The sequence below is a fragment of the Bordetella sp. N genome (genome assembly GCF_001433395.1).
In the GTDB taxonomy this organism is placed as follows: Bacteria; Pseudomonadota; Gammaproteobacteria; order Burkholderiales; family Burkholderiaceae_B; genus Bordetella_C.
This window is the reverse complement of the sequence record NZ_CP013111.1, coordinates 6,602,601-6,620,968: the sequence shown is the minus strand read 5'-3', so window position 1 is coordinate 6,620,968 and position 18,368 is coordinate 6,602,601. Positions and strand designations below refer to the sequence as shown.

Annotated in this window: 15 protein-coding genes, 2 tRNA genes, 1 rRNA gene, 1 other RNA gene and 1 pseudogene; 8 read left to right on the top strand and 12 right to left on the bottom strand. The window is 62.1% G+C overall.

What is annotated here, in order from left to right:
• Nucleotides 1-175: 175 nt before the first annotated feature.
• The 3 genes from ASB57_RS28605 to ASB57_RS28595 all read right to left on the bottom strand — a co-directional run bounded on the left by ASB57_RS28605 (nucleotide 176) and on the right by ASB57_RS28595 (nucleotide 2,023).
• Nucleotides 176-251 (bottom strand) — tRNA-Ala (locus ASB57_RS28605).
• 40 nt (nucleotides 252-291) lie between these two features.
• Nucleotides 292-368 (bottom strand) — tRNA-Ile (locus ASB57_RS28600).
• Between the two features lie 124 nt (nucleotides 369-492).
• Nucleotides 493-2,023: ribosomal RNA gene (locus ASB57_RS28595) — 16S ribosomal RNA — on the bottom strand.
• Between the two features lie 302 nt (nucleotides 2,024-2,325).
• On the opposite strand from ASB57_RS28595, the gene ASB57_RS31245 reads away from it, so the two are divergent.
• Together ASB57_RS31245 and hppD are read left to right on the top strand one after the other, a co-directional pair.
• Nucleotides 2,326-2,610, top strand: coding sequence for a hypothetical protein (locus ASB57_RS31245; protein ID WP_156414299.1), 285 nt, complete (start codon nucleotides 2,326-2,328; stop codon nucleotides 2,608-2,610).
• A 170-nt stretch (nucleotides 2,611-2,780) separates the two neighbouring features.
• Nucleotides 2,781-3,908 carry a 4-hydroxyphenylpyruvate dioxygenase gene (gene hppD / locus ASB57_RS28590; RefSeq protein WP_057655344.1) on the top strand — a complete coding sequence of 376 codons (1,128 nt, stop codon included), beginning with the start codon at nucleotides 2,781-2,783 and terminating at the stop codon, nucleotides 3,906-3,908.
• 101 nt (nucleotides 3,909-4,009) lie between these two features.
• Here the strand turns inward: hppD and ASB57_RS28585 are convergent.
• A pseudogene (locus tag ASB57_RS28585) lies at nucleotides 4,010-4,375 on the bottom strand (c-type cytochrome); the annotation flags it as partial.
• Between the two features lie 180 nt (nucleotides 4,376-4,555).
• Between ASB57_RS28585 and ASB57_RS28580 the strand changes: the two are divergent.
• On the top strand, nucleotides 4,556-5,104 hold the full coding sequence (locus ASB57_RS28580) for a DUF2975 domain-containing protein (protein ID WP_057655342.1): 549 nt from the start codon (nucleotides 4,556-4,558) through the stop codon (nucleotides 5,102-5,104).
• 171 nt (nucleotides 5,105-5,275) lie between these two features.
• Nucleotides 5,276-6,085, top strand: a complete 810-nt coding sequence (lgt, locus tag ASB57_RS28575; protein WP_057655339.1) for a prolipoprotein diacylglyceryl transferase — start codon at nucleotides 5,276-5,278, stop codon at nucleotides 6,083-6,085.
• Here lgt and ASB57_RS28570 read toward each other — a convergent pair.
• The 4 genes from ASB57_RS28570 to ASB57_RS28560 form a co-directional block, all read right to left on the bottom strand.
• Nucleotides 6,042-6,827 (bottom strand): SIMPL domain-containing protein, encoded by a 786-nt coding sequence (locus tag ASB57_RS28570; RefSeq protein ID WP_057655337.1) that lies wholly within the window; start codon nucleotides 6,825-6,827, stop codon nucleotides 6,042-6,044. The genes lgt and ASB57_RS28570 overlap by 44 nt on opposite strands.
• 101 nt (nucleotides 6,828-6,928) lie before the next feature.
• Nucleotides 6,929-7,115: non-coding RNA, 6S RNA (gene ssrS / locus ASB57_RS30880), on the bottom strand.
• A 47-nt stretch (nucleotides 7,116-7,162) separates the two neighbouring features.
• The gene (locus ASB57_RS28565) at nucleotides 7,163-7,474 is read right to left on the bottom strand and encodes a cell division protein ZapA (protein WP_057655336.1); all 312 of its coding nucleotides are present in this window, start codon (nucleotides 7,472-7,474) and stop codon (nucleotides 7,163-7,165) included.
• Between the two features lie 2 nt (nucleotides 7,475-7,476).
• Entirely contained in the window at nucleotides 7,477-7,923 is a 447-nt protein-coding gene (locus ASB57_RS28560) for a hypothetical protein (protein ID WP_057655335.1), read from the bottom strand.
• An 810-nt stretch (nucleotides 7,924-8,733) separates the two neighbouring features.
• On the opposite strand from ASB57_RS28560, the gene ASB57_RS28555 reads away from it, so the two are divergent.
• The 4 genes from ASB57_RS28555 (at nucleotide 8,734) to ASB57_RS28540 (ending at nucleotide 13,442) form a co-directional block, all read left to right on the top strand.
• Nucleotides 8,734-9,198 carry a tripartite tricarboxylate transporter TctB family protein gene (locus ASB57_RS28555; protein ID WP_057655333.1) on the top strand — a complete coding sequence of 155 codons (465 nt, stop codon included), beginning with the start codon at nucleotides 8,734-8,736 and terminating at the stop codon, nucleotides 9,196-9,198.
• A 12-nt stretch (nucleotides 9,199-9,210) separates the two neighbouring features.
• Entirely contained in the window at nucleotides 9,211-10,716 is a 1,506-nt protein-coding gene (locus ASB57_RS28550; protein ID WP_057655331.1) for a tripartite tricarboxylate transporter permease, read from the top strand.
• 179 nt (nucleotides 10,717-10,895) lie between these two features.
• Nucleotides 10,896-12,500 (top strand): gamma-glutamyltransferase family protein, encoded by a 1,605-nt coding sequence (locus ASB57_RS28545; RefSeq protein ID WP_057655330.1) that lies wholly within the window; start codon nucleotides 10,896-10,898, stop codon nucleotides 12,498-12,500.
• A 36-nt stretch (nucleotides 12,501-12,536) separates the two neighbouring features.
• Complete coding sequence (locus tag ASB57_RS28540) at nucleotides 12,537-13,442, top strand: NAD(P)-dependent oxidoreductase (RefSeq protein ID WP_057655328.1); 906 nt, start codon at nucleotides 12,537-12,539, stop codon at nucleotides 13,440-13,442.
• Nucleotides 13,443-13,446: 4 nt separating this feature from the next.
• Here the strand turns inward: ASB57_RS28540 and ASB57_RS28535 are convergent, their stop codons facing one another.
• From ASB57_RS28535 to ASB57_RS28520, 4 genes are all read right to left on the bottom strand, one after another.
• Entirely contained in the window at nucleotides 13,447-14,376 is a 930-nt protein-coding gene (locus tag ASB57_RS28535) for a glyoxylate/hydroxypyruvate reductase A (protein ID WP_057655325.1), read from the bottom strand.
• A gap of 275 nt (nucleotides 14,377-14,651) precedes the next feature.
• Nucleotides 14,652-16,169: a tripartite tricarboxylate transporter permease gene (locus ASB57_RS28530; RefSeq protein ID WP_057655322.1), complete on the bottom strand. Its 1,518-nt coding sequence runs from the start codon at nucleotides 16,167-16,169 to the stop codon at nucleotides 14,652-14,654.
• 5 nt (nucleotides 16,170-16,174) lie between these two features.
• Nucleotides 16,175-16,600: a tripartite tricarboxylate transporter TctB family protein gene (locus tag ASB57_RS28525; RefSeq protein WP_057655320.1), complete on the bottom strand. Its 426-nt coding sequence runs from the start codon at nucleotides 16,598-16,600 to the stop codon at nucleotides 16,175-16,177.
• Between the two features lie 161 nt (nucleotides 16,601-16,761).
• Complete coding sequence (locus ASB57_RS28520; RefSeq protein WP_057655317.1) at nucleotides 16,762-18,351, bottom strand: sensor histidine kinase; 1,590 nt, start codon at nucleotides 18,349-18,351, stop codon at nucleotides 16,762-16,764.
• Between the last annotated feature and the right edge of the window lie 17 nt (nucleotides 18,352-18,368).

The following is an 18,368-nucleotide window of genomic DNA, read 5'->3' as shown; positions in this document are numbered from 1 at the left end:
ACACATTGTCGTTTTGCTTCTTCCAGATTGTTAAAGAACGATATACAGCTATTGGATTAAAAACCCAACGTTTAAGACTTCATCGCCCAAGCGATGCAGCACTAAACGTTAGACTCTTGACCTTGCGGACCCGGTATTCAAACCCCACTGCCCATCTGTTGAACACAGAAAGTAGTGGTGGAGGTGAACGGGATCGAACCGATGACATCCTGCTTGCAAAGCAGGCGCTCTCCCAGCTGAGCTACACCCCCATTCATGCTTCACCGTATCACTACGTTGCCGCATAAACCGTGGTGGGTCTGGTTGGATTCGAACCAACGACCCCCGCCTTATCAAGACGGTGCTCTAACCGACTGAGCTACAGACCCAATTTTTCATCGGATCCGCTGTGGATGACAGACAAGAGATTCGCTCTCTACTGCCCTGCCACCGATCCAGCCATATTAACAACCGATAAGTGTGGACGCTTAACACCAATCACGCTTCGCTCTGAAAGGAGGTGATCCAGCCGCACCTTCCGATACGGCTACCTTGTTACGACTTCACCCCAGTCATGAATCCTACCGTGGTAATCGCCCTCCTTGCGGTTAGGCTAACTACTTCTGGTAAAACCCACTCCCATGGTGTGACGGGCGGTGTGTACAAGACCCGGGAACGTATTCACCGCGACATGCTGATCCGCGATTACTAGCGATTCCGACTTCACGCAGTCGAGTTGCAGACTGCGATCCGGACTACGATCGGGTTTCTGGGATTGGCTCCCCCTCGCGGGTTGGCGACCCTCTGTCCCGACCATTGTATGACGTGTGAAGCCCTACCCATAAGGGCCATGAGGACTTGACGTCATCCCCACCTTCCTCCGGTTTGTCACCGGCAGTCTCATTAGAGTGCCCTTTCGTAGCAACTAATGACAAGGGTTGCGCTCGTTGCGGGACTTAACCCAACATCTCACGACACGAGCTGACGACAGCCATGCAGCACCTGTGTTCCGGTTCTCTTGCGAGCACAATCAAATCTCTTCGATCTTCCAGACATGTCAAGGGTAGGTAAGGTTTTTCGCGTTGCATCGAATTAATCCACATCATCCACCGCTTGTGCGGGTCCCCGTCAATTCCTTTGAGTTTTAATCTTGCGACCGTACTCCCCAGGCGGTCAACTTCACGCGTTAGCTGCGCTACCAAGGCCCGAAGGCCCCAACAGCTAGTTGACATCGTTTAGGGCGTGGACTACCAGGGTATCTAATCCTGTTTGCTCCCCACGCTTTCGTGCATGAGCGTCAGTGTTATCCCAGGGGGCTGCCTTCGCCATCGGTATTCCTCCACATATCTACGCATTTCACTGCTACACGTGGAATTCTACCCCCCTCTGACACACTCTAGCTCGGTAGTTAAAAATGCAGTTCCAAAGTTAAGCTCTGGGATTTCACATCTTTCTTTCCGAACCGCCTGCGCACGCTTTACGCCCAGTAATTCCGATTAACGCTTGCACCCTACGTATTACCGCGGCTGCTGGCACGTAGTTAGCCGGTGCTTATTCTGCAGGTACCGTCAGTTGCGCCAGGTATTATCCGGCGCCGTTTCTTTCCTGCCAAAAGTGCTTTACAACCCGAAGGCCTTCATCGCACACGCGGGATGGCTGGATCAGGGTTTCCCCCATTGTCCAAAATTCCCCACTGCTGCCTCCCGTAGGAGTCTGGGCCGTGTCTCAGTCCCAGTGTGGCTGGTCGTCCTCTCAAACCAGCTACGGATCGTCGCCTTGGTGAGCCTTTACCTCACCAACTAGCTAATCCGATATCGGCCGCTCTAATAGTGCGAGGTCTTACGATCCCCCGCTTTCCCCCGTAGGGCGTATGCGGTATTAGCTACGCTTTCGCGTAGTTATCCCCCGCTACTAGGCACGTTCCGATACATTACTCACCCGTTCGCCACTCGCCACCAGACCGAAGTCCGTGCTGCCGTTCGACTTGCATGTGTAAGGCATCCCGCTAGCGTTCAATCTGAGCCAGGATCAAACTCTTCAGTTCAATCTCTGTTTGTATGCCCTAAGACCCAGTAAACCAGATCGAAGGACATCTTTCGCAATTTGCTCAAAGGAAGTGAGAGTTAAGACAAATTGCTTTGCCCTAATTTCTTACTTCTATGTGAGCGTTTGATTTCGTTGGCGCCATCGATTTCTCGATGGACAGCGCAATCCGCATCAAGCGCCCACACTTATCGGTTGTTTCGTTGTTAAAGAGCGGTACTGCCAACTGCTTGCCTGCCGTTTTACCTGATTCGCTTCGCTGCTTTCGCCGCGTTGCTGTTTCAGCAGCAGAGAAACGAGATTATGAAGCAGTTTTTCGAAGTTGTCAAATTCATTTCTGAACTTTTTTTACTTCTTTCAAACGCTGCGTGCTTCTTTGAAGTCACCGCCTTGCATTTGAAGTCTGCTTGCTCGACCCGTTGCCGGATCTCGCTGAAACCGTTTCGAGGGGCGCGCTATGCGCTGAACCTTAAAACTGCTTCATCACCTCACTTCACCTTCGCTACTCTGCTTGGCTACGAATCGCAGCCCTGGGGCTTCCGGTTCGTTGTCGCGTTTGCGTTTGAGCAGCGAAGAGAGAGACTATAGCACGGTTTTTTTGGCGTGCGCAAGTCAACGGGCTAAAAAAACAAAAGTATTTGGAAATTTTCTCAGACTCATCTCCTTCCCCCCCGGGATTCCCCCTTTAGCTGAGGCATGGCGGCTGCATCTATAGTGAAGCCAGGCATGTGAAACCACACATCAAGGGAACTCACATCATGACGACTGCATTCCAGCCCTGGGAGAATCCCATGGGCACGTCTGGTTTTGAATTCATCGAGTATGCAGCCCCGGATCCCGCGGCCCTGCGCCGCGTATTCGAACTATTGGGCTTCAAGCCCATCGCGCGGCACCGCCACAAGGATGTGGTCGTCTATCGCCAGGGCGGCATCAATTTTCTGGTCAATGCCGAACCCGATTCCTTTGCGCAACGCTTCGCCCGCCTGCATGGCCCCTCCATATGTGCCATCGCTTTCCGTGTGGACGATGCCGCGGCGGCCTACCGCCGCGCGCTGGAGCTGGGCGCGTGGGGCTTCGATTCACATAGCGGACCGATGGAACTGAACATCCCCGCCATCAAAGGCATCGGCGACTCGCTTATATATCTGGTGGATCGCTGGCGCGGCAAGGCGGGTCATGGCGGCATAGGCGACATCAGCATCTACGACGTCGACTTCGAACCCATCAATCCGGACACCGCCAAGACCGACCTGCATCACACGGGTGCGGGGCTGACCCTGGTCGACCATCTGACGCATAACGTCCATAAAGGACGCATGGGGGAATGGGCCGAGTTCTATGAGCGCCTGTTCAATTTCCGCGAGGTGCGCTATTTCGATATCGAGGGCAAGGTCACCGGGGTGAAGTCCAAGGCGATGACGTCGCCTTGCGGCAATATCCGCATCCCTATCAATGAGGAAGGGACCGAAGAGAAAGGTCAGATCCAGGAATATCTGGATCTCTATCATGGCGAGGGGATACAGCACATCGCGCTGTCCACCGAGGATATCCACGCCACGGTGGAGACGCTGCGCGCCAATGGCTTGCGCTTCCTGGATACGCCGCAGACTTATTACGAGCTGCTGGACAAGCGCCTGCCAGGACATGGCGAGGACGCGCCGCGCCTGGAACGTAATCGCATTCTGCTGGACGGCGCGCCGGGCGGCGGCTTGCTGCTGCAGATCTTCACGGAGAACCAGATCGGCCCGATCTTCTTCGAGATCATCCAGCGTAAAGGCAACGAGGGCTTCGGCGAAGGGAATTTCAAGGCGCTGTTCGAATCGATCGAACTGGATCAGATGCGCCGGGGCGTGCTCAAGCCGGCGGGAGCCGACGCGGTGAAGTGACCGGGGCCTTGCGCAACGCCCGCTTACTTGGGGGCGGGCGCCGCGGCGGAATCAGGCGAGGAAGGTGACGCAGAAGGCGACGCGGAGGGCGACGCGGCTGCTGGCGCCGGCGCCAGCGTGAGTATCCATTGCGCGATCTGCCTGGCCTCGTCGGGGCTGACCTGCGGCTGCGCCGCCATGGACAGCTTGCCCCAGCGATAACGGCCGCCATTACGGATCGACTGCACCAGATAATCCAGCGCTTCGGGCTGGCTGCCGTAGCGCTGGGCCACCGCCCGGAACGGCGGACCGACGCGCGGCGAATCGACCTGATGGCATCCCAGGCACACCTTGCCCCGAAGCAATTCGGCCACCTGGGCCGGAATCGCGGTCTGCGCGGCAGCCGTGCCCGCGCCCAACGGCAGGGCCGCGGCGGCTATCAAACTACAGAACCCCACGCGCCAGGCGCGGCTAATCCTAGAGAACATCGAACAATTCCATGACAACGCTGGTGGCGGTCGATCGTAACCGAATTGGCTGGCCAGCTCCGAGCCGATAAGACCTCTCTCTATATAGAGAAGTTCTACCGCACATACAGAAAGTTCTCATTGTCCGGAAATCATCGCTTCACGGACCATGGGCGCTCCCATCAACCCAGGAACGTACCCATGACCAACGATCGCCTAGTCCGCCACAGCCGCCGCATGGCCGCCGTCACGCCCGTGTTCACGACCCTGATCCTCACGTGCAATGCGATGGCGTGCTTCGGCTTGAGCAAGCAGTTCACCAACAGCGCCACCGACCTGGCGGCCACCCTCAATATCGAGCTACAGGACCTGCCGGGATGGCAACTGCTGGGAGTACTGACCCTCACCAGCATTCCCCTGCTCGTATTGGCCCATGGCCTGCGGCATCTGCGCCAATTGTTCCTTGCCTACGCGCACGCCAATTATTTTTCGGCGGCCGGCGCCGGGCATCTCCAGAAAGTGAGCAAGGCGCTGCTGCTCTGGTGCCTGCTCAGTATTGTCTGCAATGGCGCACTGAGCGTCTGGTTGAGCCTGGGCAAGGACGCGGGCCAGCGCGTGCTTGCCTTGAGCGTCGGCAGCGTGGACATCGCGGCGCTCTTCGTGGCCGGCAGCATCTGGATAATCGCAAATGTGTTGAAGCGCGCCAGCGAACTCGCCCCGGGAGAAGCGATCAAATACCGCGTCGCCTGACAAGGCCGCGGCCGCGGACAGGTTTCGGCGTATACGGACGCGGCGTTTCAGGGAGCCGTGCGCCGGGGCGGTTAATATCAGTGACCTGCCGGACACGCCCAGTGGGCGTGTCCGGCGGACAACCGCTACGGTCAACCACTCATCGGCCAACGTCGTTTATCGAAACTATCCATGCTGCGCTATCCCGAATTCAATCCCATCGCCGTGCAGATCGGCCCGCTGGCCGTGCACTGGTACGGCCTGATGTATCTGTTCGGCTTCGGCCTGGTTTATCTGTTGGGCCGCTGGCGCCTGTCGCATGGCAAGGTCGCGGGCGGCTATACCCCGCGTGACCTGGAAGACATCATCTTCTATAGCGTGGTGGGCGTGGTCGCCGGCGGGCGCCTGGGCTATGTGCTGTTCTACAAGCCGGCGTATTACTTCTCGCACCCGCTGGAAATCTTTTACCTGTGGCAAGGCGGCATGTCCTTCCACGGCGGCCTGATCGGCGTGATCCTGGTGATGCTGTTCTTCGCCCGGCGCCGCGGCCAGTCGCTGTTCATGGTCAGCGATTTCATCGCGCCCCTGATCCCGCTGGCGCTGGCGATGGGACGTCTGGGCAATTTCATCAATGGTGAATTGTGGGGCCGTCCGACGGACGTGCCATGGGCGATGGTCTTCCCGGGCTCGGGCGATGGCATCCCGCGCCATCCTTCGCAGCTTTATGAGCTGGGCCTGGAAGGGATCGCCCTGTTCACCATCATGTGGGTGTTCGCGCGCAAACCGCGACCCACCGGCCAGGTGAGCGCGGTATTTCTGATCGGCTACGGTATTTTCCGTTTCCTGGTGGAATTCACACGCGAGCCCGACAACTTCCTGGGCCTGCTGGCCGGGGGCCTGAGCATGGGCCAGTGGTTGTCCGTGCCCATGGTGCTCCTGGGCATCGGCATCTACGTCGTCACTGCAAAGCGATCGTCCCTGACACATCAACCGAAACCGTGATGGTGTCGGGGCGCAGCGGCACTTCCGTCGGAGGGGCCGCGCCGCCGCCCTTGGCCATCGCCATCATGGCGCGCGGCACGGGCACCACGCTGCCCCCGCCGCCGCCCAGGTCCAGCTTGACGATGCGGTAGCCGGAAAAGCCGAACGCCGATGCCGCCGCCACGGCGCGCTGCCGGAAGCTTTCCGCCGCGTCGTTCAAAAGCTTGCGCTCCGCGTCGTCGTGCGCCTTGCGCGACAGCCTGAAGGCAATATTCGAGATCGCGCTCTTGTCCGACAGCTTGGCGGCCAATGCCGACGCCGCTTCGAATTGGGTGGACTCCAGCACGATGCTGCCCTGCCCGCGCCAGCCACCTATCTTGCCCTTGTCATTGTTGACGGGCCACACATTGAAGCCTTCGGTGCGCACCTTGACCTGATCCACGCCGCCCGCGCGCTTGACCAGGTCATCGAGCGCGGCGCTGAGCTTGCGGCCCGCGGCCGGCTGATCGGGCGCGTCTACCTCCGCGTTCAAGGTGATCAGCACCGTATCCGGCCGCACGTCCATCGACGCGGATGCGGTGAGCGCCATTTGCGGCGCGCCCGGACTGGGCATTTGCGCGCCGCCCGCTGCCGTTGCGGACGAAGCGGCCCCGTCGTGGCCGGATTGCGCGCGGGCAAGCGGCGCGGCGCACGCCAAGGCGACACCCAATGCGGCGGGCACCACAAGGCGTTCGAAGGAAGAAGAGAGAGTGAGCTTGCGCATAGGAAGGTGCTCCCTATAGAAAACAGACGCTGAATGGCGGACGCAAAACAGCAATCCGCAAAAACCAAAGCGGGCCTGCCAACTGGCAGACCCGCTTGGAGAGATGCCCCGCATGTGCCGTCAGGACCGGCATCTCGAACCCTGAGGTTCAAGGTGGTCGCGATCGGAAGAACTTTGGGTTCGTCTGACAGAGAGACGATCACGCTAGCTCCACATTCACACAACCGGTATGCCGTAAGACATAGGTTCAGAGAATGTATGGTCCAGTCACGAGCACAGCAGGGACAAACTGAAACCGAACTTGAGAGGTCCGGCTTAAAAACTTGTGTTGCTGATTACAGCAGCTTTTCCTGACCCGACAGTGCGTCATCGAGCAAAGAGTTCATGTCCTCAATTCTACGCTTGAAGTCGCCAACTGCCAAACCGCCCAGCGGACCATCGGGCGCCTTGACGGCCAACAGCTCGCCAGCGACTTGCAACGCGGCCATCACGGCGATGCGTTCATTGCTCGAAACCTTGCCGGTGCCCTGGATGCGTTGCATCAGGACGTCGACATGGCGCACGGCCGCCAGCAGTTGCGGCTTTTCCTCGGTGGAGCAGGCCATCGAGTACTCGCGGCCCAAAATAGAAACCTCGAAACGCTCCATGCTCATGCCTGTTCTCCCACCGAAGCGCCCGGCAGACGAGCCAGGACCGCGTCGATGCGTTCACGCGCGGCCACCGCGGCGACACGCAGACGTTGCATGTCGGTCTCGCGCGCGGCCAGGCGCGACTGCCATTCGTTTTCACGCGCCGAGGCTTGTGACTCCAGCACATGCAGCTGCTGCACGTGCCGTTCGAGTTCGGCGCGCAGTGTGGCTTCGGCCGCTTCGGCTTGCGCCAGGCGACCGCCCACTTCGCTGTCGTGATTCTGCAGACGGTCCTGCAGTTGCTGGACTTTGTCGTCCGCATCATCGCAGCGAGTGCGCAGTGCGCGCGCTTCCTGCTCCGCCTGATGCAGGCGTGCCCGCAAAGCATCGCGTTCAGCGTGAAGCTGGCGAGTACGTTGCACCAATTGCCCGATTCGGGCGGCGAGATTGTCGAGGTCTTGCAGCATGGGCGCTATCGTAAACCATCTCGCGCGCCGAAACACTGGCGAATGCACCGTGTGATACCTGGCAATATTCGGTAGGACGGGGGCAAAGTGTTGGCTGCCCTCGCCTGGAGGGCGTTCCTTCCTCTTATATAGAGGGGTCGGAGTTTATGCGCATATATATAAGAGGCAGCGCGGCACTGGGTGGTTACATCCGGATTTTTGTTCATGGGGCTGCCCCCCATGCACCTCGCGGATTTTGCTTTACGGGGCTGCCGCCCCGTAAGCCCCGCAGCTTGGCATCGGAGCTGGAAACCCGAGAGCATCGGAGCGAGAAACCCGCGAACCTTGGGAGTTCTGGTCCGGGCTGCCTACAGTGAGTCCACCGGCCTGGTTGCACAGGGCGCGGCATTCCCTGCCGCCCCTTCGCCCGCGGCGGGGCTGTCAACGGGACTGTCGATTTGAAAGCTGCGGGTTGGGCACCTTATGCCCAGCGGCGTGACGAAAATGCGATTGGCTGAAAGCCAGCACGTCCGACCGACCTCCCGGCTATGTATTTTTCCCGAGACAAAGTTCCCGGCATCCTTTCCTGGTACTTTCTTTTCACTTTCATTTAGCTTTCATTCGACTGCCATTTCGGCGTAATCCTTACAACTTGACGTCGGATGAACCCTAAATCTAGGGAAAACCATAGCCTTTCAGCCAAATTACAGGGTTTCAGTTTGCCATCAGAGCCATTACCATTCGGCCATCTTCGGACTTTGAATTTACTTTCAGTTTGCACACACTCACCTGAACATGTTTATCACATGCTGTAACTAGGAGCAGACAACCATGCAGCTTAAAAACAAGCAGGATTTCTGGTCGGGGGTGATGTTCATCGCCCTGGGCCTGGGATTCGCGTTCAAAGGCGCCAGCTACCAGATGGGCACCGCTGCCCGGATGGGACCGGGCTACTTCCCCTTCTGGCTGGGGATGGTCCTGGCCCTCCTCGGCGCCGTCGTCCTGATCGGCTCGATGATGCCCAAGGCCACCGAGACCCATATCGACCGTTTCGACTGGCGTGTCCTGTTCCTCGTGGTCTTCTCGGTCGTCCTGTACGGTCTGGTCCTGAAGTTCCTCGGCGTCTACATCTCCGTATTCCTCCTCGTGGTCATCAGCAGCCTGGCGAGCCATGAGTTCAGCTGGAAGATCGCCGTGGCCAACGGTATTTTCCTCGTGGTGTTCTCCTATCTGGCGTTCATCAAAGGCCTGGGACTCATCTTCCCGCTGTGGCCGTCTTTCCTCGGCTCGAATTAAGGAGCGCCCGACATGGAATTGCTTGATCACCTCATGCTGGGTTTTAGCGTGGCCTTCACGCCGGAAAACCTGCTGTACGCCCTGCTGGGCTGCATCCTGGGCACGCTGATCGGCGTGCTGCCGGGCATCGGCCCGGTCCCGACCATCGCCATGCTGCTGCCGATTACCTACGTGCTGCCGCCCGTGGCCGGTCTCATCATGCTGGCCGGTATTTACTACGGTGCACAGTACGGCGGTTCGACCACCGCCATTCTGGTGGCATTGCCCGGAGAAACCTCCGCGGTGGTGACCGTGCTGGACGGGCACCAGATGGCTCGTAATGGCCGCGCGGGCGCCGCGCTGGCCATCGCCGCCCTGGGTTCGTTCTTCGCCGGTTGCGTGGCCACCCTGCTGCTGGCCGCCTTCGCGCCCCCGCTGGCTGAAGTCGCGTTCAAGTTCGGCCCCGCCGAATACTTCTCGCTGATGTGCCTGGGCCTGGTGGGCGCCGTGGTGCTGGCCTCGGGCTCGCTGCCCAAGGCTATCTCCATGATCATCCTGGGTCTGCTGCTGGGCATGGTCGGTACCGACGTCAACTCGGGCGTGGCTCGCTTCGACTTCGGCATTCCGGAACTGCAGGACGGCATCGACTTCGCCATCGTCGCCATGGGCGTGTTCGGCTTCGCCGAAATCATGACCAACCTGGAGCAGAAGGAAAACCGCGTCGACATCACCGACAAGATCGGCTCGCTGTACCCCAACAAGGAAGAGTTCAAGGAATCGTGGCCCGCCGTGATTCGCGGCACGGCCCTGGGTTCGGCCCTGGGCATTCTGCCTGGCGGTGGCGCGGTGCTTTCGTCCTTCGCTTCCTACACCTTGGAAAAGAAGATCGCCAAGGATCCGAAGCGCTTCGGCAAGGGCCATCCGGCCGGCCTGGCGGGTCCGGAATCGGCCAATAACGCGGCCGCCCAGACCTCCTTCATCCCCCTGCTGACCCTGGGTATCCCGGGCAACGCGGTGATGGCGCTGATGGTGGGTGCGATGACCATCCACAACATCCAGCCCGGCCCGCAGGTGATGACCAGCCATCCGGAACTGTTCTGGGGCCTGATCGCCTCGATGTGGATCGGCAACCTGATGCTGGTGGTCCTGAACCTGCCGCTCATCGGCCTGTGGGTGAAGCTGCTCAAGGTTCCCTATCGCGTGCTGTTCCCGGCGATTCTGGTGTTCTGCACGATCGGTGTGTACTCGTTGAACTACAACACCTTCGACATCATGACCACCGCGGCCTTCGGCGTGATCGGCTATGTCTGGTCCAAGCTGAAGTGCGAAGGCGCACCGCTGCTGCTGGGCCTGGTGCTGGGCCCCATGATGGAAGAAAACTTCCGTCGTGCCCTGCTGCTGTCGCGTGGTGACTTCACGACCTTCATCACGCGTCCGCTGTCGGCCAGCCTGTTGGCCTTCGCAGTCGCGCTGATCGTGATCGTGGCGCTGCCGTCGATCCGCAGGAAGCGTGAAGAGACCTTCGTCGAAGAAGGTTGATGTTGCGGCGGGCGCAATACGGCCCGCCCGACACTTCCTCAAGGGGCACCGCAAGGTGCCCTTTTTCATTGGGTCTCACCCGGTTGTCACCAGGCGTTTTGAGAAATGGTGCAGCGCACACAATCGCTTACGCTAAAGTACGGGTTTACCCCGTACCTGTCTTTGTTCCGAGCCCCCTGATGACCTTCGACTGGCACAACCCCTACCGAACTACCCGCACCCCCGTCTTCGCCCGCAACGTCGTTGCCACCTCGCAGCCCCTGGCTGCGCAGGCCGGCCTGCGCATTCTTGAACGCGGCGGCAATGCGGTAGACGCGGCGATTGCCGCGGCAGCCGTCCTGACCCTGGTCGAACCGGTCAGCAACGGCCTGGGTTCGGATTGCTTCGCCATCGTCTGGGACGGCTCGCGCCTGCATGGCATCAATGCCTCCGGCCGCGCGCCCTCGGCATGGTGCGTGGACTACTTCAAGCGCAAGCACAATGGCGCCATTCCCATGCGAGGCTGGGACAGCGTGACGGTGCCGGGTTGCGTGGCCGGCTGGGCCGCGCTGCACGAGAAGATGGGCACCCTGGCCTTCGCCGATGTGCTGGCCCCCGCCATCGAATACGCCGAACGCGGTTGCGCCGTCTCGCCCATCGTGCAGCAGAAATGGGCCGCGCAAGCGGACGTGCTGCAGCCCCTGCCCGGCTTCGCCGAGCATTTCCTGCCGCGCGGCCGCCCGCCCGCGGTCGGCGAGCATTTCGTGTTGAAGGGCGCGGCCGACACCTTCAAGCGCATCGCCGCCACCAGCGGTCGCGATTTCTATGAAGGCGAGACGGCGCACAAGCTGGTCGCGCACGCGCAGGCCCACGACGCGGCGCTGACCCTGGCGGATTTGCGCGACTACCAGCCCGAATGGGTCACGCCGCTGGCCCAGAACTACCGCGGCCACACGCTGCATCAGATTCCCCCCAACGGCCAGGGCATCGCGGCCCTGATCGCGCTGGGCATCCTGCAGAACTTCGACGTGGCGGCACGCCCGGTCGATCACCCCGACACGCAGCATCTGTTGATCGAGGCCATGAAGCTGGCCTTCGCGGACGTCTATGCGCATGTGGGCGACTCGGCCCACATGTCGCTAAGCCCGGAGGCGCTGCTGGACCCCGCCTATCTGGCCGAACGCGCCCGCCTGATCGATCCGGGCCGGGCCCAGGATTTCGGCAGCGGCCATGCGCCCCGCGGCGGCACGGTGTACCTGACGGCGGCCGACCGCAACGGCATGATGGTCAGCTTCATCCAGTCCAATTACATGGGCTTCGGCTCGGGCGTGGTGGTGCCGGGCACGGGCATCAGCCTGCAGAACCGTGGCCACGGCTTCAGCATGCAACCCGGCCATGCCAACGTGGTGGCGGGCGGCAAGCGCCCTTTCCACACCATCATCCCCGGCTTCCTGATGCGCGACGGCGCACCGGTGATGAGCTTCGGCGTGATGGGCGGCAATATGCAGCCGCAGGGGCATCTGCAGACGCTGGTGCGCATGCTGGACTACGGCCAGCAGCCGCAGGCCGCCTGCGACGCGCCGCGCTGGAAATGGAACCATGGCCGGTCCGTCGACGTGGAACCGGCGTTGCCGCATGCCGTACAGGAAGCGCTGCGCGCGCGGGGCCATGTGCTGGAAGGCCTGGATGATCCGTATATGGACTTCGGCTCGGGGCAGTTCATCTGGCGGCTGGGCGATCCGGCCGTGGACGGCTACGTGGCCGCCAGCGACAGCCGGCGCGACGGCCTGGCGGCCGGCTATTAAACTACGGCTACTCACCCCTTTCCTCGGAGATTCTGCATGGCATCCATCGGCACCAAGACCTACGACACCGTCGCGCCCAAGAAAGTGGCCTTTCTGGGCCTTGGCGTCATGGGCTTCCCCATGGCCGGGCACCTGGCGCGCGCGGGCCATGCAGTAACGGTCTATAACCGCACGGCCGCCAAGGCGCAGGAATGGGTCAAGGAATTCGGCGGCCAGTCGGCCGCGACGCCGCGCGAAGCGGCGGCGGGCGCCGACATCGTGTTCGCCTGCGTCGGCAACGACGACGACCTGCGCAGCGTGGTGCTGGGCGGTGACGGCGCGTTCGCGGGCATGGCCAAGGGCGCGGTCTTCGTCGATCACACCACCGCATCGGCCGACGTCGCGCGCGAGCTCTACGCGCAGGCACGCACCCTGGGCCTGCAATTCGTCGACGGCCCGGTATCGGGCGGCCAGGCCGGCGCGGTGAACGGTGTGCTGACCGTCATGTGCGGCGGCGAAACGGCCGTGTTCGATGCCATCAAGCCGGTGGCGCAGGCCTTCGGCCGCGCGGTCACCCTGGTGGGCGAGCCCGGCGCGGGCCAGCTGGCGAAAATGGTCAATCAGATCTGCATCGCCGGTGTCGTGCAGGGCCTGGCGGAAGCCGTCGCCTTTGGCAAGACCGCCGGCCTGGACATGAAGCTGGTGCTGGACGTGATCAGCAAGGGCGCCGCGCAAAGCTGGCAGATGGAGAACCGCGGCGGCACCATGGTCGACGACAAGTTCGAATTCGGCTTTGCCGTCGACTGGATGCGCAAGGACCTGAGCCTGGTGCTGAACGAAGCGCGCCACAACGGCGCGCGCGTGCCCCTGACGGCGCTGGTCGACCAGTTCTACGGTGACGTGCAGAAGATGGGCGGCGGCCGCTGGGATACCAGCAGCCTGCTGCGCCGCCTGAAGGATTGATGTCTTAGTAGCCGCGCGCGCGGGCAACGACACCGGTCAGTTGCTCGCCGCGCGCCAGCTGGCGGATCTTGCCGGCGATCTGCACGATGGTTTCCTCGCGCAGGGTGCTCGCCGCGATGTGCGGCGTGACGTGCACGCGGGGATGCGTCCACAGGCCGCTGTCGGCAGGCAGGGGTTCGGTGCGGAAGACGTCCAGCGACGCGCTGTCCAGCCGGCCCTCGTTGAGCAGGGCCAGGATGTCGTCTTCGTTCTGGTGTTCGCCGCGCCCCACGTTGATCAGGTGCGCGTGCGGCAGCAGCTGGGTGAGCGTGGCCCGATCCAGGATGCTTTCCGTTTCCGGCGTCAGCGGCAGCACGTTGACCAGCACGCGGGTGCGCGCCAGGAAGGCGGGCAATTGATCCGCTCCGGAATAGGTCTGCACCCCCGCGATCTCGCGCGGCGTGCGCGACCAGCCAGCCACGGGATAGTCGAAGGCGGCCAGCGCCTCGGCCACGCGCGCGCCCACCACGCCCAGGCCCAGCACGCCCACGGGCCATTGGCTGCGGCGCAGGCCTTCGAGCGGCTCCCAGCGGCCCGCGGCTTGATCGGCTTCGTAACGGGCGAAGGTGCGCGACTCACGCCAGAGCGCGTACAGCACATATTCCGCCATCTGCACCGACATGCCGGCGTCTTCCAGGCGCACGATCTGCACGTGCTCGGGAATTTCCTTCATCTTGAGCAGCGCGTCCACGCCGGCGCCCAGGTTGAACACCGCCTTCAGATTGGTCTCGTGCTTGAACAGCTCCGCGGGCGGCTTCCACACCAGCGCCACGTCGGCGTTGGAAGGCGGACCGGCCGGGTCCCACACCGATATCTTGAAATCGGGTAGCTCGGCTTGCAGGCCGGGCAGCCATTCGTCGGGATTGCGGTGAGGAAGCGCGAAGAGTACGTGCATGGGAATCCAGTTCGAGCAGGGGCTATGGAAGTGCAAAACCATAGCACGCCGGGCGCTGGGCGGCCTGCGCCGCCGCGCGGCACCCCGGCAAAAAAAAAGACCTGTGCGTCGCACAGGTCTTTTGCCATCCGGGGCACAGCGGAGCCGACTTTGCCGGTTCGCCAGTGCCGCCCCTTGAGGGGTGCGCGCGCAGCGCGCTGGGGTGGATCTTTCCTTCCGGTCCGCCAGTGCCGCCCCCTGGGGGCCGCGCGTAGCGCGGTACGGGGGGGTCTTCTTTATGCAGTCTTGGGCAGCAAGTCTTTCTTGCCCTTGCCCTTACGCAGGCGGGCCCAGATTTGCACGATGATCAGCAAGGCGCTGGCAGCGACGAACCAGGCGCTGATCGGACGCTGGATGAAGATCATCATGTCGCCGCGCGACAGCAGCAGTGCGCGACGGAAGTTTTCTTCAACCATGGGTCCGAGCACGAAGCCCAGCAGGATCGGGGCGACCGAGAAATCCAGTGCCATCAGCAAGGCGCCGATGATACCGAAGGCCAGCACTTCCCAGATCTGGAACAGACTGTTCTGCGTCGAGAACACACCCACCGCGATAAAGAACAGCGCGGACGGGAACAGGTACTTGTACGGCACCTTGAGCAGCTTGACCCAGACACCGATCAGCGGCACGTTCAAGACGATCAGCAGGACGTTACCCACCCAGAAGCTGGCGATCAGGCCCCAGAAAATGTCCGGATGCTCGGTGATCAGCTGCGGGCCGGGCTGGATGCCTTGAATCAACAACGCGCCCAGGATCAGTGCCATCACGGCGTCGCCAGGGATACCCAGGCTCATCGTCGGGATGAAGTCGACCTGCGTCTTCGAGTGCGACGAAGCTTCAGGAGCCGCCACGCCAGCCAGCATGCCGGTGCCGAAACGCTCAGGCGTCTTCGAGACCTTGCGCTCCAGCGCGTAGGCAATGAAGGTGGTGATGGTCGGGCCGGTACCGGGCATGGCACCGAACAGCGTGCCCACCAGCGTACCGCGCACCATCGGCAGGAAGGCTTCCTTCATTTCCGCCATCGAAGGCCGCATGTCGCGCAGCTTCAGCTTGGTCGACGTGGTGATCGCGGACATCTTGTTGACGCTGACCAGGAAGTCGGCGGCGCCGAACAGACCCATGGAGATCGCCACCAGTTCCAGGCCGTCGGACAGATCCAGCAGGCCGAAGGAGAAGCGGATGGTACCGGTGTTGACATCGGTGCCGACCACGCCGCACAGCAGGCCGAACAGGGTCATCGCCACGCCCTTGAGGGGCGAACCGCGCGACATCGTCGCACCGGCCAGCAGACCCAGCAGCATGATCGAGAAGATTTCCGTCGGACCGAACTTGAAGGCGATTTCCACCAGCAGCGGCGAGGCGAAAATCATCACGATGATGCCGACCGAAGCGGCAAAGAACGACGAAATCATCGTGATACCCAATGCCGTGCCGCCCTTGCCGGCCTTGGTCATCGGGTAACCGTCCAGACACGTCACCGCATGCGGCGGGTGCGAGGGCAGGTTCAGCAGGATCGCGCCGATGGCGCCACCGTATTGCGAGCCGTAGAAGATACCGGCCAGCATCAAGATGGCGGGCACCGGATGCATCACGTACGTGAGCGGCAGCAGAATGGAAATCGCCGACAGCGCGCCCATGCCGGGCAACACGCCGATGAGGTTACCCACCAGCACGCCGAAGAAGGACCACATCAGGTTATGGGGTTCGAACGCGACGCCAAAACCGTACCAGAGATCAATAAGTGCTTGATGCATGGCGATCAACCCCAACGAAACAGCGGGAGCTGCAACTGCAGGGCCCACCAGAACACGACGATGGCGATGACTACCATGGCCAGGGACAGCAACACGGCTTGCAGGATCGTGTTTTTGCGATCACCGAGGGCTGAAATGAAAGTGATGGCGAACGTCGCCGGCAGCAGGCCGCCGTATTCACCCAAACCGATGAACGCCACGATACTGAGCAGGATGCAGACACCGCCGCGGATGTCCGGCATGCCGTGGGCATGACCGCCCGGCACTTGTTCCGCCGGCTTGTCCGAGCGCGCACCTATGGCGATCAGGATGCCGGTCAGAACCAGCAAGCCGCCAATGGACGCCGGGAAGAATCCCGGTCCCATGTGGCTCAGGGTGCCGATGTTATAGCTAATTGCGCCATATATCGCCCCCAGGCCAGTCAGGACCATCAGGGCACCGCCGTAATAGTCCTTGTTAATTGTTCTTTTGGATGTTTCCACCGCAATCCTCCGAAAACCAGGGCTCTAAACTGCCCGCGGGTAATGCTCGGTTGAGCACCGCCCCCTCACAACCGATGTGAGCCTGGAACGCAGAATAAGGAGGGAAGCTGCTAATCCGCTTTCTTTACGCTGTCTAGACCCTGAATCAGAGGGTTATCCCTTAGCAGGGGAATCCATAATACGGCGCTGAGGCCCACCCCGCCGCTGGCATTGGATTCACCATCTTGCAGCAGAATGTCGCCGCCGTTGCGCCGCGCGTAGGCACGGGCAATGGCCAGGCCCAGGCCGGATCCGCTGGCGGCGCCCTGCCCGCCTTCGGCGCCCGCGCGGTTGAAGCGCTCGAAGGCACGGGCGCGCAAGGCAGGTTCGATGCCGGCGCCGTTGTCGGCCACGCGCACCTCCACGCGGTCATCCTGGACCACCACGGAAACCGTGATGCGTGCACCGGATGGTGCATAGTTGACGGCGTTGTGAACCAGATTGGACAGGGCTTCGTGCAGCTCCACCTCGCTGCCCGCGACGGGGGCCACGGCTGTCAGACTGCTTTCGCTCTCAATCTGATGGCCTACGGCGTCGCCATGACTTTCCGCCGCGCCATCCCAACCCAGGTCCTGTTGCTTCTCGTGCGCCAGAGGGAGGTACTGCAGGACGACGTCACGCGCCAGGTCATTGATATCCAGGACCTTGCGTGCCGTCAGCTCGCCCTGGCTGGCGTGGGCCAGCTGCAGCAGCTGTTCGGTCAGCCGCCGGCTGCGCCCCAGCTGCCCGATGATGCCGCGCAGCCCTTCCCGCATGCCGTCGGGATCGCGTTCACGCAGCGCGTACTGGGCCTGCGTCAACATGATGGCCAGGGGCGTGCGCAATTGATGCGAAGCGTCGTCCAGGAACTGGGTCTGCTCGGCCAGCATGCGCCGATGCCTTTCTATATGGTGGTTGACGGCCTCGACCAGGGGCGCGACTTCGGACGGCACGCCGCTGGCGTCCAACGGCGTCTGGTCGTCCGGCGACCGGGCGCGGATGTCGCTGCGCAGGCGATGCAGGGGCCGCAGCGCCCACGCCACGCCCCACCAGACCATCAGCACGACCAGCGCCAGCATGCGGGCGTCGCGCAGGAACTCCTGGCGCTGGGCCGCCCGCTCGGCCTCGATCCGCTTGCTGGTGCTTTCGCCGACCAGGACCAGCACCTGGCGATGAACGCCGTGGTAATAGAGATCGCGCAGGATGCCCACCAGGCGCACCGGGTCGTCGCGGTAGACGCCGTCGTAGAAGACCGGCGCGCCGTTGCTGCGCGGCCAGGGCTGCGGCCGCGGCAGGTCGGGCATGCCCAATAAGGTGTGGCCGGCCGCCTCGGGCGCCGGCTGGCCATCCGCCAGGGGCGGATTGATTTCCTCGATGCGGTAGTACTTGCGCAGGCCGGCGCGGGATTCCAGCATGACCTGCGCATAGAGAGGCGTGGCGACCTGCAGGCGGCCGTCGCTGGTGAATTCGATGCTGCTTTCCAGGACGCGCGCCGGCTCCAGCAAGGCGCTGTCATACGCGTCGTTGGTGATTTCCGAAAGGGTCTGGTAGTCGTTCCAGCTGTCGATGACCAATAACGCGACCACCCCCGGCAGCAGGAGCATGAACAGCAGCGTGCGTATGCCCAGGCGTGGGCGCAGCAGCCGCAAGCGGGCCGCGCGGGCGCTAGGCGGCCGGGCCATGGCACCGCCGCTCGAAG